Source organism: Streptomyces albus subsp. albus (genome assembly GCF_000725885.1).
GTDB classification, from domain to species: Bacteria; Actinomycetota; Actinomycetes; order Streptomycetales; family Streptomycetaceae; genus Streptomyces; species Streptomyces albus.
In genome coordinates, this window is the sequence record NZ_JODR01000026.1 from 24,578 (window position 1) to 50,323 (window position 25,746).

The 25,746-nt window shown below is 74.6% G+C and carries 24 protein-coding genes; 14 read left to right on the forward strand and 10 right to left on the reverse strand.

Annotated features, from left to right (window positions below; genetic code table 11):
- Nucleotides 1–26 precede the first annotated feature (26 nt).
- On the reverse strand, nt 27–1,520 hold the full coding sequence (locus IO40_RS0126580; RefSeq protein WP_031176276.1) for a 3-hydroxyacyl-CoA dehydrogenase: 1,494 nt from the start codon (nt 1,518–1,520) through the stop codon (nt 27–29).
- A gap of 1,031 nt (nt 1,521–2,551) precedes the next feature.
- Here IO40_RS0126580 and IO40_RS0126590 point away from each other — a divergent pair.
- The 3 genes from IO40_RS0126590 (at nt 2,552) to IO40_RS0126600 (ending at nt 5,408) form a co-directional block, all read left to right on the forward strand.
- Entirely contained in the window at nt 2,552–3,775 is a 1,224-nt protein-coding gene (locus IO40_RS0126590) for an acetyl-CoA C-acetyltransferase (RefSeq protein WP_016470986.1), read from the forward strand.
- Nucleotides 3,776–3,987: 212 nt separating this feature from the next.
- Nucleotides 3,988–4,368, forward strand: coding sequence for a VOC family protein (locus tag IO40_RS0126595; protein ID WP_031031591.1), 381 nt, complete (start codon nt 3,988–3,990; stop codon nt 4,366–4,368).
- 26 nt (nt 4,369–4,394) lie between these two features.
- Nucleotides 4,395–5,408: a BtrH N-terminal domain-containing protein gene (locus IO40_RS0126600; RefSeq protein WP_016470984.1), complete on the forward strand. Its 1,014-nt coding sequence runs from the start codon at nt 4,395–4,397 to the stop codon at nt 5,406–5,408.
- A 194-nt stretch (nt 5,409–5,602) separates the two neighbouring features.
- Here IO40_RS0126600 and IO40_RS0126605 read toward each other — a convergent pair whose 3' ends face one another.
- Nucleotides 5,603–6,571, reverse strand: a complete 969-nt coding sequence (locus IO40_RS0126605; RefSeq protein WP_016470983.1) for a helix-turn-helix domain-containing protein — start codon at nt 6,569–6,571, stop codon at nt 5,603–5,605.
- A 215-nt stretch (nt 6,572–6,786) separates the two neighbouring features.
- Here IO40_RS0126605 and IO40_RS0126610 point away from each other — a divergent pair, with 215 nt between their 5' ends.
- Together IO40_RS0126610 and IO40_RS0126615 are read left to right on the forward strand one after the other, a co-directional pair.
- Nucleotides 6,787–8,256, forward strand: coding sequence for a type I glutamate--ammonia ligase (locus IO40_RS0126610; RefSeq protein WP_016470982.1), 1,470 nt, complete (start codon nt 6,787–6,789; stop codon nt 8,254–8,256).
- Between the two features lies 1 nt (nt 8,257).
- Nucleotides 8,258–9,445 (forward strand): amidohydrolase family protein, encoded by a 1,188-nt coding sequence (locus IO40_RS0126615; RefSeq protein WP_016470981.1) that lies wholly within the window; start codon nt 8,258–8,260, stop codon nt 9,443–9,445.
- 93 nt (nt 9,446–9,538) lie between these two features.
- Here the strand turns inward: IO40_RS0126615 and IO40_RS0126620 are convergent, their stop codons facing one another.
- From IO40_RS0126620 to IO40_RS0126630, 3 genes are all read right to left on the reverse strand, one after another.
- Entirely contained in the window at nt 9,539–10,054 is a 516-nt protein-coding gene (locus IO40_RS0126620) for a lytic polysaccharide monooxygenase auxiliary activity family 9 protein (protein ID WP_016470980.1), read from the reverse strand.
- A 133-nt stretch (nt 10,055–10,187) separates the two neighbouring features.
- On the reverse strand, nt 10,188–11,267 hold the full coding sequence (locus tag IO40_RS0126625; RefSeq protein WP_016470979.1) for a PP2C family protein-serine/threonine phosphatase: 1,080 nt from the start codon (nt 11,265–11,267) through the stop codon (nt 10,188–10,190).
- Between the two features lie 139 nt (nt 11,268–11,406).
- On the reverse strand, nt 11,407–12,291 hold the full coding sequence (locus IO40_RS0126630; RefSeq protein WP_033230260.1) for an NAD(P)H-binding protein: 885 nt from the start codon (nt 12,289–12,291) through the stop codon (nt 11,407–11,409).
- A gap of 169 nt (nt 12,292–12,460) precedes the next feature.
- Here IO40_RS0126630 and IO40_RS0126635 point away from each other — a divergent pair, with 169 nt between their 5' ends.
- The 5 genes from IO40_RS0126635 to IO40_RS0126660 all read left to right on the forward strand — a co-directional run bounded on the left by IO40_RS0126635 (nt 12,461) and on the right by IO40_RS0126660 (nt 20,432).
- The gene (locus tag IO40_RS0126635) at nt 12,461–14,245 is read left to right on the forward strand and encodes an AMP-binding protein (RefSeq protein WP_016470977.1); all 1,785 of its coding nucleotides are present in this window, start codon (nt 12,461–12,463) and stop codon (nt 14,243–14,245) included.
- A gap of 26 nt (nt 14,246–14,271) precedes the next feature.
- Complete coding sequence (locus IO40_RS0126640) at nt 14,272–15,201, forward strand: LuxR C-terminal-related transcriptional regulator (protein WP_078659837.1); 930 nt, start codon at nt 14,272–14,274, stop codon at nt 15,199–15,201.
- Between the two features lie 267 nt (nt 15,202–15,468).
- Nucleotides 15,469–16,470: a LacI family DNA-binding transcriptional regulator gene (locus tag IO40_RS0126645; protein WP_016470975.1), complete on the forward strand. Its 1,002-nt coding sequence runs from the start codon at nt 15,469–15,471 to the stop codon at nt 16,468–16,470.
- A gap of 119 nt (nt 16,471–16,589) precedes the next feature.
- A complete protein-coding gene (locus IO40_RS35360) occupies nt 16,590–17,165 on the forward strand; it encodes a helix-turn-helix domain-containing protein (protein WP_016470974.1) in 576 nt (191 codons plus the stop codon).
- Between the two features lie 1,581 nt (nt 17,166–18,746).
- Complete coding sequence (locus tag IO40_RS0126660) at nt 18,747–20,432, forward strand: hydrogenase maturation protein (protein WP_016470972.1); 1,686 nt, start codon at nt 18,747–18,749, stop codon at nt 20,430–20,432.
- 45 nt (nt 20,433–20,477) lie between these two features.
- On the opposite strand, the gene IO40_RS0126665 is transcribed toward IO40_RS0126660, so the two are convergent.
- The 3 genes from IO40_RS0126665 to IO40_RS0126675 form a co-directional block, all read right to left on the reverse strand.
- A complete protein-coding gene (locus tag IO40_RS0126665; protein WP_016470971.1) occupies nt 20,478–20,882 on the reverse strand; it encodes a MerR family transcriptional regulator in 405 nt (134 codons plus the stop codon).
- A gap of 39 nt (nt 20,883–20,921) precedes the next feature.
- Complete coding sequence (locus tag IO40_RS0126670; protein ID WP_016470970.1) at nt 20,922–21,947, reverse strand: MDR family NADP-dependent oxidoreductase; 1,026 nt, start codon at nt 21,945–21,947, stop codon at nt 20,922–20,924.
- 273 nt (nt 21,948–22,220) lie between these two features.
- On the reverse strand, nt 22,221–22,457 hold the full coding sequence (locus IO40_RS0126675; protein ID WP_016470969.1) for a chaplin: 237 nt from the start codon (nt 22,455–22,457) through the stop codon (nt 22,221–22,223).
- A gap of 586 nt (nt 22,458–23,043) precedes the next feature.
- Here IO40_RS0126675 and IO40_RS0126680 point away from each other — a divergent pair.
- Nucleotides 23,044–23,265 carry a hypothetical protein gene (locus tag IO40_RS0126680; RefSeq protein WP_016470968.1) on the forward strand — a complete coding sequence of 74 codons (222 nt, stop codon included), beginning with the start codon at nt 23,044–23,046 and terminating at the stop codon, nt 23,263–23,265.
- A gap of 222 nt (nt 23,266–23,487) precedes the next feature.
- Here the strand turns inward: IO40_RS0126680 and rpsN are convergent, their stop codons facing one another.
- Both rpsN and rpmB read right to left on the reverse strand, forming a co-directional pair.
- The gene (gene rpsN, locus IO40_RS0126685) at nt 23,488–23,793 is read right to left on the reverse strand and encodes a 30S ribosomal protein S14 (RefSeq protein WP_016470967.1); all 306 of its coding nucleotides are present in this window, start codon (nt 23,791–23,793) and stop codon (nt 23,488–23,490) included.
- Nucleotides 23,793–24,029: a 50S ribosomal protein L28 gene (rpmB, locus tag IO40_RS0126690; protein ID WP_016470966.1), complete on the reverse strand. Its 237-nt coding sequence runs from the start codon at nt 24,027–24,029 to the stop codon at nt 23,793–23,795. Before rpmB ends, rpsN begins: the two co-directional genes overlap by 1 nt.
- Nucleotides 24,030–24,094: 65 nt before the next feature.
- On the opposite strand from rpmB, the gene rpmG reads away from it, so the two are divergent.
- Genes rpmG through IO40_RS0126705 form a run of 3 tightly spaced genes read left to right on the forward strand, consistent with a single transcriptional unit; the run spans nt 24,095 to nt 25,688 of the window.
- Nucleotides 24,095–24,259 carry a 50S ribosomal protein L33 gene (gene rpmG, locus IO40_RS0126695; RefSeq protein ID WP_030406076.1) on the forward strand — a complete coding sequence of 55 codons (165 nt, stop codon included), beginning with the start codon at nt 24,095–24,097 and terminating at the stop codon, nt 24,257–24,259.
- A gap of 23 nt (nt 24,260–24,282) precedes the next feature.
- Nucleotides 24,283–24,540 carry a type B 50S ribosomal protein L31 gene (locus tag IO40_RS0126700; protein WP_016470964.1) on the forward strand — a complete coding sequence of 86 codons (258 nt, stop codon included), beginning with the start codon at nt 24,283–24,285 and terminating at the stop codon, nt 24,538–24,540.
- The gene (locus tag IO40_RS0126705) at nt 24,537–25,688 is read left to right on the forward strand and encodes a CobW family GTP-binding protein (protein WP_016470963.1); all 1,152 of its coding nucleotides are present in this window, start codon (nt 24,537–24,539) and stop codon (nt 25,686–25,688) included. The genes IO40_RS0126700 and IO40_RS0126705 overlap by 4 nt, the downstream gene beginning before the upstream one ends.
- The last annotated feature ends 58 nt before the right edge of the window (nt 25,689–25,746 follow it).

Consider the following 25,746-nt stretch of genomic DNA (forward strand, 5'->3'; position numbering starts at 1 on the left):
GGGCCCGGTGCCGGGGCCCGGCCCGCTCATTCCGGGAGGGGGGCCGCCGGCGTGGTCGCGGGCAGGCCCAGATGCGCCCGCTGGACCAGCCATGGGCTGGGCCGGTACCGGGGATCGCCGGTCTCGGCCTGGAGGTTGCGCAGCAGGTCCACGATCCGCGCGACCCCCACCCGGTCCGCCCAGGCGAGAGGGCCGTGGGGGTAGCCCAGTCCGAGGGTGACGGCCACGTCGATGTCCTGCGGTGCGGCGATACCGCGTTCGGCGATGCCCGCGGCGACGTTCACGACGGAGGCCAGCAGCCGCTGCGCGACCGAGCCCGCCGTGTCCCGCACCACCGTCACCGCGTGCCCGTCGCGGGCCAGCACGGCGACGGCGTCTCCGACGGCCGTGTCCCGCACGGCCGGTGTGACGGCCAGGACGCGGCGCGGGCTGTCGAGCGAGAGGGGATCGACACCCAGGGTGCGGTCGGCGGGGAGTCCGCCGGCGGCGACGGCCGCGGCCACCGAGGTCCCCCACGTCGGGACCAGGACGAGGGCGTCGTCCCCGGCGTCGGTGCCCTGGCCCGCGCCGGCGAGCGCGGCGAGTTCCTCCCCCAACGCCCGCACCGGCCGCGCCGGGTCACCGCCCTCGATGCGGGGTTCCGGCACCTCCGCGCCCGCCTCGCCGTCGCCGTAGGCGTAGAAGCCCCGCCCCGTCTTACGCCCGTGCAGTCCGGCGGCGACCCGGTTCGCCGTCAGATAGGAGGGGCGCAGCCGGTCGGCGTGGCGGAAGCCGGTCCAGACGGTCTCCATCACGGAGGACGTCACATCGAGGCCGGTCAGATCCATCAGCGTGAAGGGCCCCATGCGCAGGCCGAGGACGTCCCGGGCGATCCGGTCCAGCGCGGCGTGCCCGGCGACGGACTCCTCCAGCAGCGCGAACGCCTCGGTCACCAGCCCCCGACCGGCGTGGTTGACGAGGAAACCGGGCGTGTCCGCGACGGTGACCGCGCGGTGCCCGGAGGAGGCCACCAGCTCCGTCAGCAGTTCGACGACGGACTCGCGGGTCGCCGCGCCCGGCACCACCTCCACGAGTCTCATCAGTGGCACGGGGTTGAAGAAGTGCAGCCCGGCGAGGCGTCCCGGATCCGCGAGCCGCGCGCCGAGCGCCGTGACCGACAGGGACGAGGTGTTGGTGGCGAACACGGTGCCGGCGGGCAGTACCCGCTCCAGCCCGGTGAACAGCTCCGCCTTGACCTCCGGGTCCTCCACCACCGCTTCGACCACCAGATCCGGCGCGGCGCCGGTGCGCGCTTCGAGGGGCGACTCCAGGGCGGACAGCGCGGACCGTGCGCGGTCGGCCTCCGCGCGGCCGAGCCGCCCCTTGGCCACGGCCCGCTCCAGCATGGTGCCGACGAACGTGACGGCGTCGGCCACCGCCTCGGGCCGCGCATCGCTCAGCTCCACCGTGTGCCCGGCCGTGACGGCCCACTGCGCGATACCGCGGCCCATGGTGCCCGCCCCCACAACCCTGATGCGCATGTACGGCTCCTCCTCGCCGGGGCGCGTGCCGGCCGATCCTGACCGCCGGCCGCGGCATTGATCCGATTCGGCTACCAAATTAGGGTCTTCCCGGGACGGACAACAGATCGGTTCGGGGAGCCCCCGGAGAGTGAGCCCACCGTGGAGCTGCGCCACCTCGCCGCGTTCGTCGCCGTGCCGAGGAACCCCACTCCGGGCGGGCCGCCGAGCGGATCGGGCCGGTACGGCCGCCGCACAGCCGGCGGATCCGCCGACCGGAACGGGAGCCGGGGGGCCGCCTCTTCACACGCGGTACGCGCCCGGTGCGGCCGGCCGGCGCGGGTGAGGCGTTCCCGGGACCGGTGCCGCGCGGCCCCGGCCGGTCTTCGGGCCGCGACGAGGGTGGCCGGGGCCGCGGGCAGCCGGCCGGGTGGGCGTCGGTCGCACGGGCGCTGCCCGTCACGCCGTACCGTTCCGGCTCGGCCGCGCGGTGGGTACAGCGCGCCCAGGGGGCCGAGCCGGTGACGCGGGGTCAGGCGTACGCGAGGCCGGCCCTGATGCGGGTCGGGGGCAGCCCGCCGGGCCTCGGCTGCGTCCGGCTGCGGGCCGGCATGCCCGGGGTGGCTGGCCGGGCGACCGCCGAGGAGGAACCGGTCAGCGCGCCGGCCTGCCACCGTCCGCCGCCACTGCGTCCCTGCGGACCGGAGTGGCCGGCCTGGCGGACGGGCCATGCGTCACCGCCCTCCCCGCGAACGCCGGTTGCGGCCCGCGCGGGGCGGCCTTCCGCACCCGCGAGCGCGCCCGGCCCCTCCCGCGTCTCGTCCACCAGGCGCCCGGCCCGTACACGATCCTCGCGCCCGGGGCCGTGCATTCCGGCACCACCCTCATCTCCCGCACCCACGTCCGGCGGACCGGGCCGGCCCATCGCCCGCCCACCGGCCCGCCCGCGGTGCTGCGGGCGCTGCCGGCCCCACCGTCGGGCCGCCCAGACCGGTACCGCCCCACCGGCCGAGGCACCGGCCCGCCCCCTCCCGACCCGGAAAGGACACACGATGTCCGACGTAGTCATCTGCGAACCCCTGCGCACCCCCATCGGCCGGTTCGGCGGCGCCCTCGCCGGACAGCGGCCCGAGCAGCTGGCCGCGCTGGTGATCTCCGAGATCGTCACCCGGACCGGCATCGACCCCGCACAGGTGGACGAGGTGATCCTGGGCCAGGCCTACCCCAGCGCGGAGGCGCCCGCGCTCGGCCGGGTCGCCGCACTGGATGCGGGCCTGCCCCCCTCGGTGACCGGCGTCCAGGTGGACCGGCGCTGCGGCTCGGGCCTCCAGGCGGTGCTGGACGCGGCGATGCAGATACGGGCCGGGTTCAGCGAGGTCGTCATCGCGGGCGGCGCCGAGGTGATGAGCGCGGCGCCCTACTACACGCACGAGGGCCGCTGGGGCGTCAAGGGCCCGGCTCTGACGCTGCACGACTCCCTGGCGCGGGGCCGCGTCACGGCGGGCGGCGTCCACCATCCGGTGCCCGGCGGGATGATCGAGACGGCCGAGAACCTGCGCCGGGAGTTCTCCGTCGGCCGGGAGGAGCAGGACGCCCTCGCCCTCCGCTCCCAGCAGCGTGCCGGACGGGCGCTGGCGCAGGGGCTGTTCGCGGCGGAGACGGTGCCGGTGACCGTGCGGACCCGCAAGGGGGAGAGCGTCGTCGCCGCCGACGAGCACCCGCGGCCCGACACCACGGCCGAGAAGCTGGCGGCGCTGCGTCCGGTGCGGCTCGCCCAGGATCCGGAGGCGACCGTGACGGCCGGCAACGCCAGCGGCCAGAACGACGCCGCTGCGGCCTGTCTGGTGACCACCGCCGGGACCGCCGAGCGGCTGGGGCTGCGGCCCGTGGTGCGCCTGGTGTCGTTCGCCCGTGCCGGGGTGCCGGCCGCCACGATGGGGCTGGGCCCGGTCGGCGCCACCCGTGACGCGCTGGCCAAGGCCGGGCTCCGGCTGGCCGACCTGGACCTGATCGAGCTGAACGAGGCGTTCGCCGCGCAGGTGCTGGCCTGCACCCGGGCGCTCGGTCTGACCGAGCGGGACCACGAGCAGCGGATCAACGTCAACGGTTCCGGCATCTCGCTGGGTCACCCGGTGGGGGCCACGGGCGCCCGCATCCTGGTGACGCTCGCGCACACGATGCGGCGTACCGGCGCGCGCTTCGGTCTGGAGACCATGTGCATCGGCGGCGGACAGGGCCTGGCCGCGGTCTTCGAACGCCTCCCCGACGCCGGCTGACCGGGCCGGGGCCCGCTCGCCGCCGGGGCCGGCCCGCACCACGCGGGGCGTTCCGCCGGCGGCCCGGCCGTGCGGCACCCCGCCGGAGCTTTCGAAAATCTCTTCCCGTCCGCTCGCCCCGCCGGGTACGTTCTGCTCTGCCCGCCGCGGGGTCCCAGGACTCCCCCGCGTTGCGGTTTCGTGCAGTTCCCCGCTCAGAGAGGGTTCCGGCAATGGCGTGTCGTATCAGTGAGCTCGTGCTCGGTTGCCGCGACCCCGAGCTGCTGGCGCGGTTCTGGTGCGAGGTCCTCGACTTCGTGGTGCTCGACCGCGAGGAGGACGGCACCCTGGAGATCGGGCCGCGCGAAGGGTTCGGCGGCCCGCAGCCGACCCTCATCCTCGGCCGCAGGGAGGAGCCGGAGCCGGGGAAGCCCCGGTTGCACATCGACGTCAACGCCACCGACCGCGACCAGGACGCCGAGCTGGAGCGCCTGTTGAAGCTCGGCGCGCGCCGGGCCGACATCGGCCAGACCGGCGAGGAGCAGTGGCACGTCCTCGCCGACCCCGAGGGCAACGAGTTCTGCCTGCTCAAGGCCCGCCTCGACCCGCTGTGAGGACGCCGGCCGAGGGGGCGCACGGCATGACGACGGTGGCGGGCGTCGAGGCCCGCGGTGGGCAGCACTGCGAGACGACGGCTCTGGGAGTGCTGCTGCGGCACCAAGGGCTCGATCTGTCCGAGCCGATGCTCTTCGGCCTCGGCTCGGGCCTGTCCTTCGTCTACTGGGACGGCAAGAACATGGGCTTCCCCTTCCTCGGGGGACGCGTCAGACCGTTCGAGCTGACGAGGAACCTGGCCGCGAACCTCGGCCTGGAACTCCGGGTCCAGGAGACCACCTCCGCGCGCAAGGCGTGGCAGAACGTGGTGACCGACATCGAGGCAGGCCGTCCCGTCGGGCTCCAGCTCGACAGCCACCATCTGGACTACTTCTCCCCGAAGGTGCACTTCGGCGGCCATGTCGTCGCCCTGTACGGCTACGACGAGCACAACGCCCTGCTGGTCGACACCGAGCAGCAGGGCGGAGCCGTGTCCACCGGCCTGGCCGCCCTCGCCGCAGCCCGGGCGGCGCGCGGCCCGATGACCGCCAGGCACCGCTCCTTCACCCTCACCGCTGAGCAGCCGCTGCCCGACGTGCGGGAGCGGATCGTGCCGGCCGTCACCGCCTGCGCGCACGCCTTCCTCGATCCGCCCATCGCCAACCTCGGCCACCGGGGCATCGAGAAGGCGGGCAAGCTGGTGCGCACCTGGCTGCGGCGCACCGGCACCCCGCAGCGGGACCTGCCGCGGGCCGCCTTGCTGATGGAGCAGGCGGGCACCGGAGGTGCGCTGTTCCGCAACCTCTACCGGGACTTCCTCGCCGAATGCGGCCGGCTCCTCGACAGCGGCCATCTGCGCACCGGACACCGGCTGTACGCCGAGGCGGCCACCATGTGGTCCCAGGCCGCCGCACTGATCGCGCAGGCCGGCACAACGGGCGACGAGCGGTGCCTCGCCCGGGCAGGCGCCCTCTTCCACGCTCTCGCACGCGTGGAGCGCGGAGCCATGCAGGCGCTCAGCCGTCTGGGAAGTGACGCCCCGGGCACGCTTGCGCCCTGACATCCGGGGTACCCGGGCCATCGTCGCCCGGCCCGCCGGCCGGCTCGCCCGGCGCAGGCACGAGGCCCGGACCGGCTGCGGACCACCGCGATTCGCGCAGGCCGGACACCGGACGGTGCTGCCCTCACCGGCCTCTGGTCCGAACCGGGGGGCGGGTTCGGAGGGGCGGAGGGCGCTGGGGACGGAACGCCCTCCTAGCCGCGCAGGAAGCGCCGCACCGTGGGCGCGGGCTCCTCCTCGGGCAGTTCCTCGGCGATCGTGCGCAGCATCTCCCGGGTCTCGTCCGGCGGCATCGAGCGGGTCACCAGGCGGTCGGTCACGCGGCGGTACGCCTCGATGTCGGTCTCGTCCTCCAGGTAGCAGGCCGAGTCCAGCTGCTCCAGGTAGACGACGTCGGACAGTTCGCTCTCGGGCAGCCGCAGCAGTGTGACGGGGCCGCCCGCCGCCGCGTGGCCGCCCGCGCTGAACGGCATGATCTGAATGGTGACCTGCGGCAGTTCACTCAGTGCGATCAAATGGCGCAGCTGGGCACGCATCGTGGCCGCCCCGCCGACCGGGCGCCGGAGCGCGGCCTCGTCGATGACGGCCCACAGGTGCGGGGAGCGGGGACCGAAGAGGATCTGCTGGCGCCGCATGCGCAGCTCCACGCGCCGCTGGATGCCCGCCTCCGGCTCTTCCTCGTGCGCCAGTTCGATGACGGCTCGCGCGTACTCCCGCGTCTGGAGGAGACCGGGCACGAACTGCACCTCGTAGGTCCGGATCACGCTGGCCGCCTGCTCCAGGCCGAGGTAGTTGTGCAGCCAGCCGGGCACCACGCCCTGGAAGGCGTGCCACCAGCCGGGCCTGTCGGCCTGCTGCGCCAGGGCCGTGAGGACGGCGCGCTCGCTCTCGTCGGTGACGCCGTAGATGGTCAGCAGGTCCGCGACGTCCCTCAGCGCGCAGCCGGTCCGGCCCTGCTCGACGTCCTCGATGTGCCGGGGAGAGACCCGGATGGCCTCGGCGGCCTCCCTGGGCGATATGTACTGCGCCTCGCGCAGCCTCCGCAACCGGATGCCCAGCACTCTTCTGGGTACGGCCGGCGACATGCCGGTGCCTTCCCTCTCGCCGTGCCGCACGGCGTCTCTGGCGGCGGCCTCGCCGCCAGTGACGTCAGTGATGCGCATACCGCTGCTCCCGTACCGTAGCCGCAATGGTCTCGCCACCTTCCAAGGTTCCCTCCCCGCTCCGGCGTGGCCTCACAGGGGGGTACTGCCCAACTAGCCCTGATGTCAGGCACGTCGCGCCGATGCTTCTTGCCCTTGGCACATCCCCGGAATGCCGCTCCGGGCAGTGTGTGGCGACTTGCCCTGATCGCGGAGACGGAGTAAACGCCTCCCTCATGGGAACGACACGGCGGCCTCCGCCGCACGGAACGACGACGACGGCGCACGGGGATGCGGGAGCGGCGGTACACCCGGAAGCCGTACAAGGTCCCGGCGGCGGCCCAGGGCCGGGCCCCGCCGCCGAGCGGGCCGGTGCCGCCGCGGCGCGGCTGGCCGAGGCGGGGGTCGAGGGCGTGGCGCTCACCTGGGTGGACAACGCGGGCCTCACCCGCGTCAAGGCGGTACCGGCCCGGCGCCTCCAAGAGGTGATCCGCACGGGAGTGGGCATGTCCCCGTGCTTCGACGTCTATCTCGTGGACGACTCCATGACGGACAGCCCGCACATCGGCGGCCCCGACGGCGATCTGCGGCTGGTGCCCGACCTGGACCGGCTGACGGTGCTCGCGGCGCAGCCGGGCTGGGCGTGGGCCCCGGTGGACCGCCACGAGCAGGACGGCCGGCCCTACGCGGCCTGCCAGCGGGGATTCGCCCGGCGCATGGCCCGGCGGGCGCTGGACGAGCACGGCATCACCCTGAAGGCCGGCTTCGAGACGGAGTGGGTCGTCGTCCGCGGCCCGGCGCCCGGCCCGGCGGCGGAACCCGCCTACCCGGCCACCGGCCCCGCCTACGGGATGGCCCGGCTGGTGGAGACCTCGGACTATCTGCGCGATGTGCTCGCGGCGCTCACCGCCCAGGGTGTCGAGGTGCTCCAGATCCACCCGGAGTACGCGCCGGGCCAGTTCGAGGTCTCCACCGCGCCGTCCGACCCGGTGGGCGCGGCGGATCTGGCCGTACTGGTGCGCGAGACCGTGCGTGCGGTCTCGCTGCGGCACGGGCTGACCGCCCTGTTCGGACCGGTGGTGGAACCGGACGGGGTGGGCAACGGCGGGCATCTGCACCTGAGCCTGTGGCGCTCGGGCCGCAATCTGTCCTCGGGCGGACCGGGTCCATGCGGGATGACCCGCGAGGCGGAGGCGTTCTGGGCCGGCGTGCTGCACCGGCTGCCCGAACTGCTGGCCCTGGGCGCCCCCTCTCCGGCCAGCCTTCTGCGGCTGCGCCCCTCCCGCTGGGCCGGGGCGCACCAGTGCTGGGGGCTGGAGAACCGTGAGGCGGCACTGCGGTTCGTGGCGGGCGGCGAGCGGATGCCGCAGGCCGCCAATGCGGAGATCAAGTGCGTGGACGCCTCCGCGAACCCGTATCTGCTGGTGGGCGGTGTCATCGCGGCGGGGCTCGCCGGGCTGGCGGACGGTGACGGCGCCCGGCTGCCCGACCCCGTCTCGGGCGACCCGGCACGTACCGGCACCCATATGCGGCTGCCCGGCTCGGCCCAGGAGGTCCTGCGCCGCTTCGAGGAGTCCCGGGTGCTGCGCGCGGCCCTGGGCGAGGAACTGTTCGGCGCGGTCCGCGCGGTGCGCGCGGGGGAGATCGCCCTGTTCGAGGGCGCGAGTGACCACGAGATCGCCGCCGCGACCCGCGGGAGGTACTGAAATGGCAGCGCTCCCGGAGCCGGAGGCCGCCGGGCCGGGGACCGCGACGGTCTTCCCCCGCTTTCCGCCCCTGCTCGACCAGCACTGCCACGGGGTGCTGCGCACCGGTCCCGACCGTGCCACGTTCGAGGGCTGGCTGACCGAGGCCCACATACCGCAGCGGCCCGCGGCCTCCCCGGGCCGGGAGCGGGCGACAACCTCGTTCAGCTACTTCGACACCCAGCTGGGCTTCGCGGTGCGCCGGTGGTGCGCGCCCGTGCTCGGGCTGGAGCCGCACTGTGCGCCGCACACGTACCTGGAGCGCCGGGCCGCGCTGGGCACCGCCGAGGTGACCGGCAGGCTGCTGCGGGCCGCGGGCATCTCCACCTACCTGGTGGACACCGGGGTGCCCGGCCCGCTGCTGACTCCCGGGGAGCTGGCCGAGACCGCCGGTGCGGAGGCCCATGAGATCGTCCGCCTCGAACGGCTGGCCGAGCGCGCGGCGGACGCGGCCCGTGACGCGTCCTCGTTCCTGGCGGAGGTGTCGGACGCGGTGGGCGAGTCGGCCCGTACGGCCCGCGGTTTCAAGTCGGTGGCCGCCTACCGGTGCGGGCTGGACTTCGACCCGGTGCCGCCGGGTGCCGCCGAGATCCACGCCGCCGCCGACCGCTGGCTGGAGACGCGGGCGCCGGGCGGCAGGCTGACCGACCCGGTGCTCGTGCGGCATCTGCTGTGGTCCGCGGTGCGCACCGGGCTCCCCCTCCAGCTCCACACCGGGTTCGGGGACCCGGATCTGCGGCTGGACCGCTGCGACCCGCTGCTGCTGACCGAGTTCATCCGGGCGGTCTCCCCCTACGGCACCCCGCTGGTGCTGCTGCACTGCTATCCGTACCACCGGGGCGCCGGCTATCTGGCCGCGGTCTTCCCGCACGTGTACGCGGATTTCGGGCTCACGCTTGGCCATACGGGTGCCCGCGCCCGCGCCGTGCTGGCCGAATTGCTGGAGCTGACGCCGTTCGGGAAGCTGCTCTTCTCCACCGACGCCTACGGCATCCCCGAGCTGTACCTGGTCGGCGCCCAGCTCTTCCGGCAGGCGATGACGGAGCTGACCGGCGCGTGGGTGGAGCGGGGCGAGTGGTCGCACAAGGATGCGCGGCGGGTGACCGGGCTGGTGGCGGGCGGCACGGCACGCCGGCTGTACGGGCTCTGACGGGGCGCGCGGCGGAGGGGGCGGTGCCGGAACACGGGGCACGCCCCCTCGGCCGCCCATGGCGGGCGAGGGGGCGTGCGTGCGGGGTGCGCCTCAGCCGATGTTGACGTCGACGCAGGCGTAGAACGCGTTGGCCGTGTCGGCCACGTTCCAGCGCGCCAGCACCGTCTGGCGGCCGGAGAAGTTCTTGAAGTCGACCTGGTGGGAGAGGTGGTTGGGCGGCTGCTGCCCGCCCTGGTCGAACTCGGCGATCTTCTGGCCGTCGATGAAGTATTCCCAGGTGGTGGTGCGGTGCGGGGCCGTCAGGGTCCAGCTGAAGGTGGCCGTCTTGCCGACGTTGGCCACGTTCCAGCCGCGGTTGGCGTCCCGCAGCTCGGCCCACTCGTCGTGGCCGCCCGCGCAGTCCTTGAGGCCCTTGGGTCCTTCCACGCTCTGCGGCTCGTACTTGATGGAGCCGCATTCGACGACGCCTGCGGCACACTGCGCCTGGCGGCTGGCCGGGTCGCTGATGTAGCCGTGGGCGCTCGCGGGGGACACGGAGAGGCCGAGGACGAACAGCGGGGAGAGTCCGGCGCCGATGACTGCGGCCAGCTTCCTTTTCTTGTGCATGTCAACTCCTCCGGCGGCGAGGCCGGGGCGGGCAGGCCGCACCGGCCTCGGTGGGGGGTCATCCGATTGGTCTAGACTTTATCTGTTGTCCATCCACGGTCAAGACATCGCGCAGCACGGAAACCGTCCCGCCTCACTCGCCCCGGGTCAGCACCAACACCGCGAGGTCGTCCTGCCGCTGACCGCCCGTCCACTCGGTCACCGCCTTCACCAGGGCATCCGCCAGTTCGTCCGCGCCCCGCAGGCCCCGGCCCGCCAGCCCCCGCTGGACGTCGAAGAAAACACCCTCCTCGTTGCGGGCCTCGGTGACCCCGTCGGTCACCAGCACCAGCGAGTCCTGTGGCGCGAACGGGAACGTCTCCTCGACCGGGGCGCCGTGCGAGGGTCCCAGCCCGGTCGAGAGCGGCAGATCGGGATGGGTCGGCTCCAGACAGAGCACCGCGCCGTCGTGCAGCAGATAGGGCGGCGGATGCCCCCGGTTGAGCACGGTGACCGTCTCCCCGCTCGGCGGGATCTGGACCAGCAGCGCGGTGACGAACCCCTCGATGTCGTCCTCGCTGTTCTTGCGCCGCTCCCCCTCCCGGTTCAGGGCCCGGTCCAGCCGGTCGGCCAGATCGTGCAGGGTCGGCGCGTGCTCGGCCGCCTCCCGGAAGGCGCCGACGGCCACCGAGACGGCGGAGACGGCGCGCAGCCCCTTGCCCCGTACGTCGCCGATGAGCGCGCGGATGCCGAACGGCGTGTCCTGGATGGCGTACAGATCGCCGCCGATCGCGGCCCCCGCCTGCGCCGCGACGTAGCGGTCGGCCACGGACAGCGGCCCGATCCCGTTGGGCGGGGCCGGCAACACCGCGCGCTGCGCGGCCTCCGCCACGGTCAGCGCGACGGCGAGACTGCGCCCCTGCCGGTCGACGAGCCATTTGATCCACAGCCCCACCGCGCTGACGACCAGCACCGCCGCCACGTCCGTGAACAGCGCGGAGTGCACGCGCCCCAGATATCCCGCGGCGCTCGCCGCCGCGACACAGGCGGCGAGCGCGAACAGCACGCTGACCCGGAAGGAGTACACCATGCCCGCCACCATCGAGGTGCAGGCCAGCAGTGGCAGCCCGTAGTAGGGCTCGGGCGCGAACACGTCCGCCGCCACTCCGCCGAGCAGCAGCAGTGGCGGCGCCGCGTACGGCACTCTCACCAGCGCTACCGCGGGGCCGCCCACCCAGCCCTCCTGTCTGTCGGTCCTCCACGCAGGGCGTTCGCCCGCGGTAGCGATTCTCCCATTTGCGTACATTTCTGCACGTTCATGGCACCCGCGAGCCGTCCGGGCGGCCCCGCGGGCGGACTCCGCGGACGGCGGCTCAGGCGGAGGAGGCGAGCAGCGGGCGCAGGTGCTCCCACGCCCAGGAGGCCAGCGTGGTGGGGGTGGTGGTCAGCACGGAGCGGGGGTCCTCGACCGGGTGGCCTTCCCGCATCCAGACGGACATGCCCACCACGCCCTCGATCTGCTTCTCCCCCAGGCCGGCGGCGCGCAGCCGCTCGCGCACCTCGTCGTCGCCGACGTGTTCGGCCCGCACCGGGCGGCCCAGCACCTCGGTGAGGATCCGCGCGACCTCGGTGTAGGTCAGATCCGCAGGGCCGTGCACCCCCTGGGTCTGCCGGCCCGTCCAGTCGGTGGACAGCAGCCGGGCCGCCACCACGTCGCCGATGTCGCGCGGGTCGACCCAGGGCATCGCGTGGTCGAGCGGCAGGGTGGTGCGCAGCACGCCTTCCGTACGCAGCGTCTCCACCTCGAAGAGCAGATTGGTGTGGAAGAACCCGCAGCGCAGATGGAGGACGTGCGCCCCGGTGGCGTCCAGCATCTCCTCCGTACGGCCGAGCCCGTCGATCTCCCCGGCGCCGGACCGCAGCTCCGCGCCGCCGCTGCTGAGGAAGACGGTGCGGGCGATGCCGTTCTCGCGCACGGCGCGGGCCGCGTGGGCACCCATGCGGGCGTAGCCCTCGACCGGGTCCTCCGCGTCGGTGGGCGGGTTCACCCAGAACAGCGCGTCGGCACCAGCGGTCGCCCGGACCACGGCGTCGCCGTCGCCCTGGTCGCAGCGCACCACATCGACGCGCTCGCGCACCGCCGCGGGAAGCCTGGCCGGGTCCCGGGCCAGCAGGGTGGGGCGCACCCCCGCCTGGAGGAGCAGGGGGACGACGCGCGAGCCGACATGACCTGTGGGGGTGGTGATCACCATCTTCATGGTGCTCAAGCCAAGTGGATTCCGGCGCGGACCGCGACCGCTTTGCCGGGCCCGCCCCCACCCGCCCCGGCACCGGCACCGCACTACCCCCGACAAGGGGTAGCGCACCGCCCCTTACCACCGGTAGATGTGACGCACGACATACGACGGACCACCGTGGAGGCCGCCCGTGCCCGCATCCGCTCCGCACAGTGCCGCCGACGCCCGTGACCGGGCCCGCACGCCCCGCCCCGTTCCCCGGCACAGCTACGCCTCGGGCCCCTCGGACACCCCCCTGCTGGGCGACACCATCGGGGAGAACCTGGACCGGGCCGTCGCGGCACACGGTGAGCGGGACGCCCTCGTCGACGTGAGCAGCGGACGGCGCTGGACCTACCGCCGGTTCGCCGCCGATGTCGAAGCGGTCGCCGCGGGCCTCCACGACCTGGGCGTCCGCAAGGGGGACCGGGTGGGCGTCTGGGCGCCCAACTGCCCGGAGTGGACGCTGACGCAGTACGCGACGGCCAAGCTGGGCGCGATCCTCGTCACCGTCAACCCCGCCTACCGCGTGCACGAACTGGAGTACGTACTGCGGCAGGCGGGGGTGCGCACCCTGGTCGCCGCCCGCAACCACAAGAGCTCCGACTACACGGCGATGATCCGCCAGGTGCGCCCCGCCTGCCCCGAGCTGACCGATGTGGTGCTCATCGGCGGTGAAGAGGCCGCGGACACCGGCGAGGCGGAGGAGGACTGGGAGGACCTGCTCGCGCGCGGGCGCCGTCGCGACGCCGCGGAGATCCGCCGGCTGCTGGACGGCATCGCCGGCACCCTCTCGGCCGACGACCCCATCAACATCCAGTACACCTCCGGCACCACCGGCTTCCCCAAGGGCGCCACCCTCTCGCACCACAACATCCTCAACAACGGCTTCTTCGTCGGGGAGTTGTGCGGCTACACCGAGCAGGACCGCATCTGCCTGCCGGTGCCCTTCTACCACTGCTTCGGCATGGTGATGGGCAACCTGGCGGCCACCAGCCACGGCGCCTGCACGGTGATCCCCTCCCCCGGCTTCGACCCGCGGGCGGCCCTGCACGCGGTGCAGCAGGAACGCTGCACCTCGCTGTACGGGGTGCCCACCATGTTCATCGCCGAGCTGGCCGAACCCGACTTCGCCGCCTTCGACCTGGGCAGCCTGCGCACCGGCATCATGGCCGGCTCGCCCTGCCCGGTCGAGGTGATGAAACAGGTCATCGACCGGATGGGCATGACCGAGGTGTCCATCTGCTACGGCATGACCGAGACCTCACCCGTCTCCACCCAGACCCGCGCCGACGACTCGCTGGAGCGGCGGGTGTCCACCGTGGGCCGGGTCGGGCCGCACCTGGAGGTGAAGGTCGTCGACCCGCGGACGGGCCGCTGCCTGCCGCGCGGCGAACCCGGCGAACTGTGCACCCGCGGCTACTCGGTGATGCTCGGCTACTGGGAACAGCCCGAGGCCACCGCCCGGGTCGTCGACGCCGCGCGCTGGATGCACACGGGCGACCTCGCGGTGATGGACGAGGACGGCTACATCAGCGTCACCGGCCGGATCAAGGACATGGTCATCCGCGGCGGGGAGAACATCTACCCGCGGGAGATCGAGGAGTTCCTGTACACCCACCCGGACGTCCTCGACGCCCAGATCGTCGGTGTGCCCGACGAACGCTACGGTGAGGAGCTGATGGCCTGGATACGGATGCGGGACGGCGCGGAGCCGCTGACGGCCGAAAGCGTGCGCGAGTTCTGCACCGGCCGGCTCGCCCATTACAAAATCCCCCGTTACGTCCACGTCGTCGACGCGTTTCCCATGACCGTGACCGGCAAGATACGCAAGGTCGAGATGCGGCGAAGGTCCCTCGAACTGCTGGGCCTCACGCAGCCCGGCCAGGAGAAGGACCCGCACCCGCCGGCCGGCCCCGCAGGCCGGACCGACTGACCATTCGTCGCAGGGAGGAGTCGAGGTTGCCGACCCCCGACCGTTTCCCGCCCCTCTCCTGGGGCGGTCCCCCGCCGTCCGGCCGGCATCCGCTGCGCCCGGACGACGGGGACGCCTTCCGCCAGGCACTGCGCATCGCCCGGCAACGCACGGGAGTGCGCTGCGTGTTCGGGGGCGAGATCGGTGACGGCGCGCTCCGGCTGACCGAGTTCGTCGGGACGCTGACGGACTCGATGCGCGGCCTGCGCGTCGTACCCGGCCGCGGGCTGGGCGGCTATGTGATCGCCCGGCAACGCCCCTACGCGGTCAACGACTACGTCCCCGCAACGACGATCACCCACGACTACGACAGCCCGGTCCGCCGGGAGGGCATCCGCGCCATCGTCGCCGTCCCGGTCACCGTGCAGGGCGGGGTGCGGGGCGTGCTGTACGCCGCATCCCGCGACACCGCGCCGCTGGGCGACCGGACGACCGCCGCGCTGGTGGACACCGCCCGGCGGCTGGCCGGCGAGATCGCCGTACGAGACGAGGTGGACCGGCGGGTACGGCTGCTGGAGCGGGCCGGTTCCGCCCCGCCACCCCCCTCGCCCCGGCTGGACGCGCTGCGCGACCTGCACGCCGAACTGCGCGGCATCGCCCACGAGATCGAGGACACCGAGCTGCGCGACCGGCTCCGCCAGGCGTGCGACCGCTTCCTGGCGACCGGCGCGGCCGACGGCACCGAGGACGCCGAGGACAGCGACGACCCGGCGGCCGACCGCCCCCGGCTCACACCCCGCGAACTCGACGTCCTCTCCTACGTGGCCCTGGGCTGCACCAACGCCGAGACGGCCCGGCATCTGAGTCTGGTACCCGAGACGGTCAAGGCGTATCTGCGCAGCGCCACCCGAAAACTGGGGGTCCACAGCCGTCACCACGCGGTCGCCGCGGCCCGCAGGTGGGGCCTGCTGCCCTGATGTCCCACGGGCGGGCCCCCCTGCGGGCCCGCCGCCGCGGCAGGCGGTGCCACCCCTTCGCGGACACGGCCGTGACACCCGCCCGGAGCGGAGCGGAAATCGATTCCGCCCCGTGCCCGAGGTACGCACCGGCCGTGCACCCACACGCCTGTGAAACCCTTTTCAGGGCAACTACAGTGCGACGTCCAGGGGGTCGACGCAGGCGGCGCGGCGCCGTCCGCCGGCAGCACGGCGGGCCCGCACCGCACCGCCGGAAGCGAGGAGACGGTGGCAACCATCAGCGATGTGGCGCGCGCCGCGGGGGTCTCCCCCGCGACCGTCTCCCGCGTCCTCAACGGCGGACGGGTCACCCCGGAACGTGCCCGGCGCGTCAGGGAGGCCGCCGCCGCGCTGGGCTTCTCCCCCAACCGTGTCGCCCGTTCGCTGCGCACCCGGCGCTCCAGCGCCATCGCCCTGCTCGTCCCCGACATCGCCAACCCCTTCTTCACCGCGCTCGCCCGGGGCGTCGAGGACACGGCGCAGCGCACCGGCCTGTCCGTGGTGCTGTGCAACACCGACGAGGACGTCGCCAAGGAACGCCGCTACCTCCAGGTGGCCGTCGCCGAGCACATGGCAGGCGTGCTGGTCGCCGCCGCCTCCCGCACCCGCACCGACCTGACGGAACCGGCCGCGCGCGGCATACCCGTCGTCGCCGTGGACCGGCGCCCGCGCACGGCCGAGGTGGACGCGGTGACGGTCGACAACCGGCACGGCGCCCAGGAGGCCACCGCCCACCTGGTCGCCCGGGGCTACCGGCGCATAGCCTGCCTCACCGGCCCGGCGGGCGTCTCCACGGCCGAGGACCGCCTCGCCGGCCACCGTGCCGCGCTGCTGGAGGCCGGTGTTCGCGAGGAACACGTCCGCACCTACACCCGCCGCGCGGTCCCGCGCGTCGAGGGCGGCTACGCGGCGATGCGGGAACTGCTCGCGCTCGACGAGCCGCCCGACGCGGTGTTCGCCGCCCACAACCTGATGACCGTCGGCGCACTGCGGGCCCTGCGCGAGGCGGGCGCCGAGCCGCCCGGCTGCGGCGTCCTCTCCTTCGGCGACATCCCCTTCGCCTCGCTGGTCCACCCCTCGTTGAGCACGGTCCGGCTGCCCGCCTACGAACTGGGCGAGGCCGCCGCGGCCCTGCTCCAGGAGCGCATCGCCGGGTCGGACATGCCGCTGCGGACCCTGGTGCTGCGCACCACCCTCGAACCGCGCGACAGCACGGCCGGTCCCGGCTGACCCCGATCGGCGGATCGACGGACGGCCGGGTCGGTCGTTAAGCCCCACATGATCACTGCACGACGACACCCCGAGCAGGAACCGGCGGCACGGCGGCCCTTCGGGCAGGTGAACGCACGATGAGCAAGCGGCAGAAGGGACGCAGGCACCGCAAGGTCAACCGCACGCCCCGCCCGGTCGGCCCCGCCAACCGGGCGACGGCCACCCGGGCGACAGCGGGCCGGCCCACCACCGGCACCGGCCCTGCGCCGACACCCGCCACCGACCACTCCGCCGACCGCCCCGCCACCCCGGCCCCCCGCAGCGCCCCCGCCCCCGCCGCGGACCCGCAGCCGGCGCCCGAGCCGGCCCCGGCGCAGGACAACACAGCAGCGCGGGAGCCGGACCGGGCACCGGACGGCGAACCGCAGCCCGGGCCCTGGGACGAGGCGATCAGTGCTCTCTTCCGCACGCCGGCGCGGGACGGCGGTCTCGGGCAGAGCGCGGCCCGCACCTGGGAACAGGTCCGCCGCAGCGGCGCGGCGGGCACCACGGTCGAGGAACTGGCGGCCGGCGTCGGATACCAGTCCCGCACCATCCTGCGCCACCTCCAAGGTCTGGCCGAGCACGGGATCGTGGAGCAGCACGCCCCCGACCGCTGGCGGCCCGTCCGCCCGGAAGGCGCCGCCGCACCCCGCGTGCCGCAGCACGCGTGACCCGCATCGGGACGGCCCCGGCCACCGTGCCGGGGCCGTCCCGCCGCCCGCCTCGTCGGGTGCCCGGCCGTGCACCCGCCGTCCGTGCGCACAGGGACCGTCCTCTCGGACACGGTGGGAGGGGTCCCAAGGCACCCCGGGCCCTCGGCCGCGCGGACGCCGTACCGGCGGGGAAGACCCCACCGGGCCGGCAGCCGGAGGTGCGCCCGGGGGCAGCGGCATCGTTCCTGCCCGGCGCCTCTCACCGGTATCTGACGACCCGTCGGGCCCGGGGCCGCGGCGGGCCGCCGAACGGCGGACGGCGGGACCGGCAGCGGCGTGGCGGCGCGGGAGCGGGCGGCCACGCCTCTGTAATGGTGCGGGCCCGAGCCCGGTGCTCCACCGCAGGGGAAGTGACCGATGCACGAGACGTCCATCGCGATGGCAGAGGTCTGCCAGGCCGAGGAGCCAACGCGTGAGCGCGACGCGGACGGCACCGGGCCTGTGATGCCGCGGGCGGGCGGGAGCGCCGGTTCCGTCCGGGACATGCCGCTCTTCCCCTTTCCGCCCGCCCGTGCGGACACCGCGGGTGCCGGTCCGGCCGCCGGGGAGGCTCCGGGGCACGCCTTGAGCGCGTCCTGCGGCGGTGCGCGGGTGACGGGGACGTCCCCGGCCGGCCGGCCCGGAGCGCGGCGGCTGCCGTACCGGGCCGACGCGCGGACGGGGGCGGGCATGTGGATCACGCGTCCCGGCCACCGCCCTGCGACCGGACGGGCCCCGGGGGTTCGCGAGGACCCGCGCTCAAGTGCGCGCCCGGGGTGGCGCGTTGTCACTGCTGTTCCCCGGCGGTGTGTTGCCGGCGACGTTCCCGGGCGGCCCGTGCCGGTCGGGCGCACCGGCCGCCCCCGGCAGTCGCTTCCGGAGCCGGTCCCTCGCGGCACGGCGGAGCCCGCTCCCCCGTTCTCCGGCACCGCTGCGCACGCGGCGAAGGCGGCGGAGGCCGTGCCGGCGGCGGTCCTGTGGCGCCGGGCCGCGGCGCCCGCGTCCGGTCCGGTCACCCGGGGCGGGAGGCGGCGGCCGGCCCGATCCGGCGCCTACGTCGGACATCTTCCTCCCGTCCGCGTACGGTCCGGCCGGGCGGTACGGTCCGGCCGGCCACCACACCCGTACCGGTGACGGCGTGGCCGCCGGTATCCGGGGCCGCCGGGAAGGCGTGGCCGCCTCCGGGGAGTGCGCGGGGGACGGTACGCCGCCGGCGGCCGTCGCCGGACCCGTCCGACACGGGCCACCGCCGCGGTGCGCCCCGGACTTGCGCCTCCTCGGCCCGCGGCCGACCCCCCCGTCCGCGGCGCACCCGCCGTTCGGGGCCGGCCGTCGAGCGGCGCCACGCGGCCCGCCCCGGTCCGGGCCGTCCCCGCCGGACATGCCCTGCGGTACCCGGACGGGCCGCGTGCCCGCCCGCCCAGGCGGCCGGCCACGGCCGCCGCCCGCGCCCCACTTGGCGCACCGCGCACCGGGGAACCACCGCTGCGCGCACACCTGCCCCGCAGCTGCTGATGCCGAGCCCTGCGAGACACGAAGAACACTCACCAGGAGGTCGTGGTGCGGATCCTGCTCATCGCGAGCGCCTTCAACAGTCTGACCCAGCGGGTGCAGGCCGAACTGCGGGACGCCCGCCACGTCGTGGCCACCGAGGTGGTGCGCGACGGCGACGAGGTACGGCACGTGGTGGACCGGTACGAGCCCGAACTGGTGGTCGCGCCGATGCTGCGCACCGTCGTGCCCGAGGACGTGTGGTCCCGCTACACCTGCCTCGTCGTACGGCCGGGCCCGCCCGGTGACCGCGGCCCCTCCTCGCTCGACCACGCCGTACGGGAGGGCCGCACCCGCTGGGGCGTGACCGTACTGCAGGCCGGCGCCGAACCGGACGCGGGCGACATCTGGGCCTCGGCCGACTGCGAACTGCCCGGCGGCGTCGCGAAGAGCGACCTGTACCGGGGGGAGATCGCCGACGCGGCGCTCGAAGCCGTCAGGAGCGCCGTCGCCCGGTTCGCCACCGGCGGCTACCGGCCACGCTCCCAGCAGGACCTCGCCCCGGTGGTGCGGCCGGCGGTCCGGCAGAGCGACCGCCGCATCGACTGGCGGTCCGACGACACCCTGACCGTGCTGCGCACCCTGCGGGCCGCCGAGTCACAGCCCGGGGTGCTCGACGAACTGCTGGGTGAACAGTGGTACCTGCACGGCGGCCACCCGGAGGACCAGTTGCACGGCACCCCCGGCGAGATCCTGGCCACCCGCACCGGTGCCGTCTGCCGGGCCACCGTGGACGGCGCTGTGTGGATCCCCCGGCTGCGCCCCCGGCCCGGGCCCGACGGGCGGGCCACCTTCAAGCTGCCCGCCACCCTCGCCCTCGGGAACCGCCTGCCCGACGTCCCCGAACGGCCCGCGCCGCTCGAACTCGCCCCGGAACGCCTCACCTACGCGGAGATCAGTTACCGCGAGCGGAACGGGGTGGGACACGTGCGCTTCTCCTTCCCGGGCGGGGCGATGAGCACCGTCCAGTGCCGGCGGCTGCTGGCCGCCTACCGGTACGCCTGCACCCGGCCGACCCGCGTGGTGGTGCTGGGCGGCGCGCGGGACTTCTTCTCCAACGGCATCCACCTGGGCGTCATGGAGGCCGCCGCCCGGCCGGCGGCCGAGGGCTGGGCCAATGTGCAGGCCCTCGACGACGTGGTGGAGGCGGTGCTGACCACCACCGACCGGCTGGTGGTGGCCGCGCTGGGCGGCAACGCGGCGGCGGGCGGCGTGATGCTGGCCGCCGCCGCCGACGAGGTGTGGTGCAGGGCCGGTACCGTCCTCAACCCGCACTACCGGCTGATGGGCCTGCCCGGCTCTGAGTTTTGGACCTACACCCTGCCGCGCCGGGTCGGGCCGGAGATCACCGAGGCGCTGATGCGGGACGCCGAGCCGATGAGCGCCGCGACCGCACGCCGGATCGGCCTGGTCGACCGGGTGCTGCCGGTGCCGCCGCACCGGTTCGGCGAACAGGTGGCGGAGCTCGCCGCGGCGCTGGCCGAGGACCCGGACACCCATCAGCGGCTGGCCGCGAAGAAGGCCAACCGGGCCCGCGACGAGGCGACCGAACCCCTGGCCTCCTACCGGGACCAGGAACTGGCCGCCATGCACCGGGTCCTCTTCGATCCCGGGGCCCCTCATCACGCGCTGCGGGCCGCGTTCCTCCGCAAGGAGCCGCCGCCCCAGGGCACTCCTCCCATCCTGCGCGGCTGAACCCGGCGGGGGTCCTCCCCCGGCCCCGGGGGGAGGACCCCGCGTTCAGGAACGGGGGGCGGGGCCGAACACGGCGGCGAAGCGGTCCTCGGCCTGCGCGGCAAGCCGGTCGCGACGACGTCTGAGGAGGGCGATGTCCTCGTCGAGCGCGGAGAGCCTGCGGTGCACCACCCTGCGGGCCGGGCAGGGGTCCGTGTTCCCACCGGGGGCCGCCGCACCGGGGACCGCCGCCGGCCCGGTCCGCAGGCGGGCGAGGATCTCGTGGGCGTCCTCCACCGTCAGCCCCGCCTCCAGCAGCCCCCGCACCACACGCAGCCGCCGCAGTTCCGCCTCGTCGTACTCGCGGTGTCCCACCGCGTTGCGCCTGACCCGGAGCAGCCCGCGCTGCTCGTAGTAGCGCAGTGCTCTCGGTGTCACCCCGACGAGGGCCGCCGCGTCCCCGATCCGCATTCTTCCCGCCCTCCCGCGGCCGGCGGCCCACGGCCCCGGCTACAGCTCGACCAGCACCGCTCCGACGTGCCGTCCCTCCAGCAGTTCGGTCAACGCGCGGGGTGCCTGCTCGATTCCCTTCAGCACGGTGTACGGCACGGTCAGGGAGCCGTCGCGCAGACCGGCCGCGAACTCCTTCCGGAAGCGCGGCAGCGCGTCCCGGTGGGCGGATGCGGGCAGGCCCCGCACCGTCACTCCGCGGCTGAGCAGCGCGAAGGTGTCCAGCCGTACCGGTGGCGCGTCGCCGAGCTGGCGGGCGAGGGCACCGACGACGGCGACGCGCGCGCCGGGCCGGGCCAGCCGCAGGGCTGCTTCGAGCTGTTCGCCGCCGACATTGTCGAAGACGGCGTCGACACCGTCGGGGGCTGCCTCGCGCAACTGGTCCTCCACGGGGCCCGCGCCGCGGACGACGGCCGCGTCGTAGCCCAGTTCCTTCACCAGGGCCTCGGCCCTGCGGGGCGAGCCGCAGCTGCCGATGACACGTGCGGCACCGTACCGGCGGGCGAACTGGCCGGCGAGAGAGCCCACGCCCCCGGCGGCCCCGGACACGAACACCGTGTCGCCTTCCCGTACCTGGGCGCCGCGTACGACGCCGAGCCAGGCCGGGAAGCCCTGACCGAGACGGGCGGCCGGGTCGGGCAGCGCCTGTGGACCCGCGGTGGGCAGACGCTCGGCTTCCCCGGCCTCGACCAGGGCGTACTCGCGCCAGCCGCGGTAGTGGTGGACCAGCTCCCCCACCGCCGGGCCGTCACCCCGGCCCGGGTCGCCGACGGCGACGACCTCGCCGAGGGCGGGGCCCCACAGCGGCTCCCCCACGGCGTACGGCGGCATGGGGAGATCGCCCTGTTCGCCGGCGTCCAGCAGCGTGCGCGTCACGGCGGTGACGCTCATCAGCCGGTTGCGGACCAGGAGTTGGCCGGGGCCGGGCGCGGGCAGCGTCGTCTCGGCGATCTCGAACGTGTCCGGGCCGGGGCCGCCCCGCGGGCGGCGGGCCAGCCGGATCTCATGGTGAGTGACGGGTCGCACGGTGCCTCCTGCACGCTGGCGTCGGCACGGCTCCGGGACGGGACCCGGGCCGCGGTTCGCCGGGACCGTAGCCCTTGACGCGTACGTCAAGGGCAAGCGCCGGAGCGCAGGCGGGGCCGTGCGGCGGCGAGGCGGGACGGGCAGCCGCGGGCGCGGGGTGTGCCCGCGCAGACGAGCGCCCCGCCGGAAACCGGCGGGGCGCTCAGGCGACAACGGGTGTCTCCCGCACGCGGCGGAGGACCGGGCCGGTCCTCCGCCGCACCGGAGACTGCGTCAGTCGTTGACGCACTTGTTGCCGAAGGCCGGGTTCAGAAGCCCGACGATGTTGATGGAGTTGCCGCACAGGTTGATCGGGATGTGCACCGGGACCTGCAGGACGTTGCCGGAGACGATGCCCGGCGAGTTCGCCGCGCCGCCCTGGGCTCCGGCGTCGGCGAACGCGGCACTCGCGCCGCCGAGGACTGTGGTGGCTGCCAGACCGGAGGCGACAACCGCGGTACGGATGCGCATAGCGATCCTCCCTTGTTCTCAGTACCAAGACGCGCACAAGGGTGCACCGCGTACGGAAGCCCGCATTCCGTCGCCACGCCCAACACGGACACACTCACCCGAACGGGGGAGTTTTCGGGGCTCGCGGCCGGACCGGCCACGCGGGGAGAACGCACAACGCGCCACCCGGGTACGGAGATCCGTTCCCCGCGGCCTGTGACGGGCCGCCCCGGGAGCGGGACCCGCCGTGTGCGCCGCCCGGCCCTCACCCGGGTCCGCCGAAGCGGCGACACGGTCCGCCCGTGGCGCCGGGCGGGGGCCGCGTCGCGGAGGAACGGCACCGCTGCCGGGGAGCCGTGCGGTACGCCCGTCCCGTCGCGGCGGCTCCTGCGGGGCGGGTCCCGCCGGCGGTCGTGGGGCCGCCGGGGAGGTGCCGTGCGGGACGCACCGGCGGGGCGGCTCCTGTGCCGGCACCCGCTCCGGGCGGCATACCGTCGGCCGTTCGGGTCGGATATGCCGTGTCCTTCATATATTGGTCTGGGATGCCCGGGGCGGCCGGTGACGATGAACGTGTCCTTGTTCTTCCGTGCTTCCCATGGAGGTTTCCATGCGCATGCGCACCGTCACGCGCTCCCTGGCCATCGGCCTGGCCGCCCTCGGTCTGGCCGCCGCCGGTGCCACCACGGCTTCGGCCTGCGGTGGCCACCACGAGTACAACTCGGTTCACAAGGAGGCCCACAAGAAGTGGACCTCGGTGGACGTCGACGACAACGACACCTTCATCAACGGCTCCCAGATCTTCGCGTTCGGCCCGATGCAGAACGGCTGACCGAGCCCGAACGAAGGCCCGGGGGCCATCGGCGCACACAGCTGACGGGCGGGGGCTCCGTCCGAACCTCCAAGGAGGAACCCCCGCCCGCTGTGCCGCCACGGCCGCACGGCCTGTCCCGCCGCCCGGGACCGCTTCGAGCGGTCCCGGGCGGCGCGCGTATGGCCGCGGCAGCGGCTCATCACCGGCCCGCGGCAGGCTCCGCGCGGGCTCGGGGCGGGGTCACCAGGAGGACTTGGTGACCCCCGGCAGGTACCCGGCGTGCGCCTGCGCGCGGAAGCGCACCCGGGACAGACCGAAGGCCCGCAGGTGGCCGCGCGGCCGGCCGTCCACACTGTCCCGGTTGCGCACACGGGTGGCGCTGGCGTCGCGGGGCTGGCGCCGCAACTCGGCCTGGGCGGCGCGCCGTTCCTCCTCCGAGGATGCGGGACTGCGCAGGATCTCCTTCAGTTCGGCCCGGCGGGCGGCGTACCGGGCGACGACCGCGCGGCGTTGCTCGTTCTTCGCGATCTTGCTCTTCTTCGCCATCAGACCCGTCCTCCCGCGGCGCGGATGCGCGCCACCGCGGCCTCGATGCCGATGACGTCGACGGTCTTGATCCCCTTCGCGCTCAGGGTGAGCCGGACGTGCCGGCCCTCGCTGGGCAGCCAGTAGCGCCTGCGCTGGATGTTCGGGTCGAACCGGCGGGAGCTGCGCCGGTGCGAGTGGGAGACGGTTTTCCCGAAGCGCGGTTGCGCCCCGGTGAGCTGGCAGTGGGCGGACACGGGTGTTACCTACCTCTCGCGGACTCCAGTTGGAAATGATTTCCATTAACAATATAGTGGCCGCCATGGCTCGCAACGACATCCGCCCCCTGATCAAGCTCCGCTCCACGGCGGGCACCGGCTACACCTACGTGACCCGCAAGAACCGGCGGAACGACCCGGACCGGCTCACCCTGCGCAAATACGACCCCCGCGCCCGCCGCCACGTCACCTTCCGCGAAGAGCGCTGAGGCGAGACAGGGAGAAGCACGCCATGAAGCCCGGAATCCACCCCCCGTACGGCCCCGTCGTCTTCCGCGACAAGAGCGCCGGTTTCGCCTTCCTGACCCGCTCGACGCTCAGCAGTGAGCAGACCGTCGAATGGGAGGACGGCAACACCTATCCCCTGGTCGACGTGGAGATCTCCTCCCACAGCCACCCCTTCTACACGGGCACGGCCCGCGTCGTGGACAGCGCCGGACGCGTGGAGCGGTTCGAGCGGCGCTACGGCAGGGACGGAGGACGCCGATGACGGACGCCGATCCGTCGCTGCCGCTCGTCCTGGTGGCGGGGATGCACGCCGAGGCCCGCAGGCGCGTCGTCACCTGGCTGCTGCGCACCGTGCCGGGCAGCATCTCCCTCCACCACGATCTGGGGACCGCCGTACCCGGCACCGTGACCCGCGTCGTACGCGACCGCAGCGGCACGCTCGACGTCGGCCGCGCCCCGCTCGTCAACGACTGCGCCTGCTGCGCGCTGCGCGAGGACCTCGTGCCCGAAGTGGCGCGGCTGGCCGGTTCGGCACGGCTGGCCGTGGTCGAACTGTGGGACTCCGTCGAGCCGAAGGCCATGGCCGAGGTCGTCGCCGCCCACGGCGGGGACGGGATCACGGTGAGCAACGTGATCACCGCGGTCGAACCCGCCCTCGTACTGCCCAGCCTCGCGGGCGGCGACGACCTCAGCGAGGCGGGGCTGGCCGCCGCGCCCACCGACCGGCGCACGGTCGCCGACACCTTCGCCCGGCAACTGGAGTACGCACCGGTCCTCGCCCTCGTCGACGAGCAGGAGGCCGACGACGAGGACCGCGCACTGCTCCGGCAACTCCATCCGACCGCCCGTCACATTCCGCTGGGCGACGCGGAGCTGGCCCGTGCCGTCTTCGCCGGCTTCGACGTGGAGGCGGCAGCCGCGGCACAGCACCCGGCGTGCGCGCTGCTGCCCCAGGAGGCCGACGAAGCGGGCGTGGCCACCCTCGTCTGGCGCGGCGAACGCCCCTTCCACCCCGAACGGCTCTACCAGGCGCTGGAGGACCTGGCCTGTGCGGCGGCGCGCAGCCGGGGCCGGTTCTGGCTGGCCGACCGGCCCGACACCCTGCTGTCCTGGGACGCCGCCGGCGGCGCACTGTGCGTGGAGGAGTCCGGGCCCTGGCTCGCCGCCCTGCCCGACGCCGCCTGGGAACTGATGCCGCCCGTGCGCCGGGCCGCCGCCGCCCTGGACTGGCACCCGGAACACGGCGACCGCGGCCAGCACCTGGTCTTCACCTCGCCCGGACTGGACCGCGAGGGGCTGACCCGGCTGCTGGAGGACTGTCTGCTCACGGACGCCGAGTACGCCGCCGGGCCCGAGGGGTGGAAACGGTTCCCGGCCGCCTTCGACGCCCTGCTGGCGCCCGCCCCCTGACGGCGCGCCACCCACCGCCGGGCTCCCGTCCGGCCCCGACGCAATCACCGAGAACGGA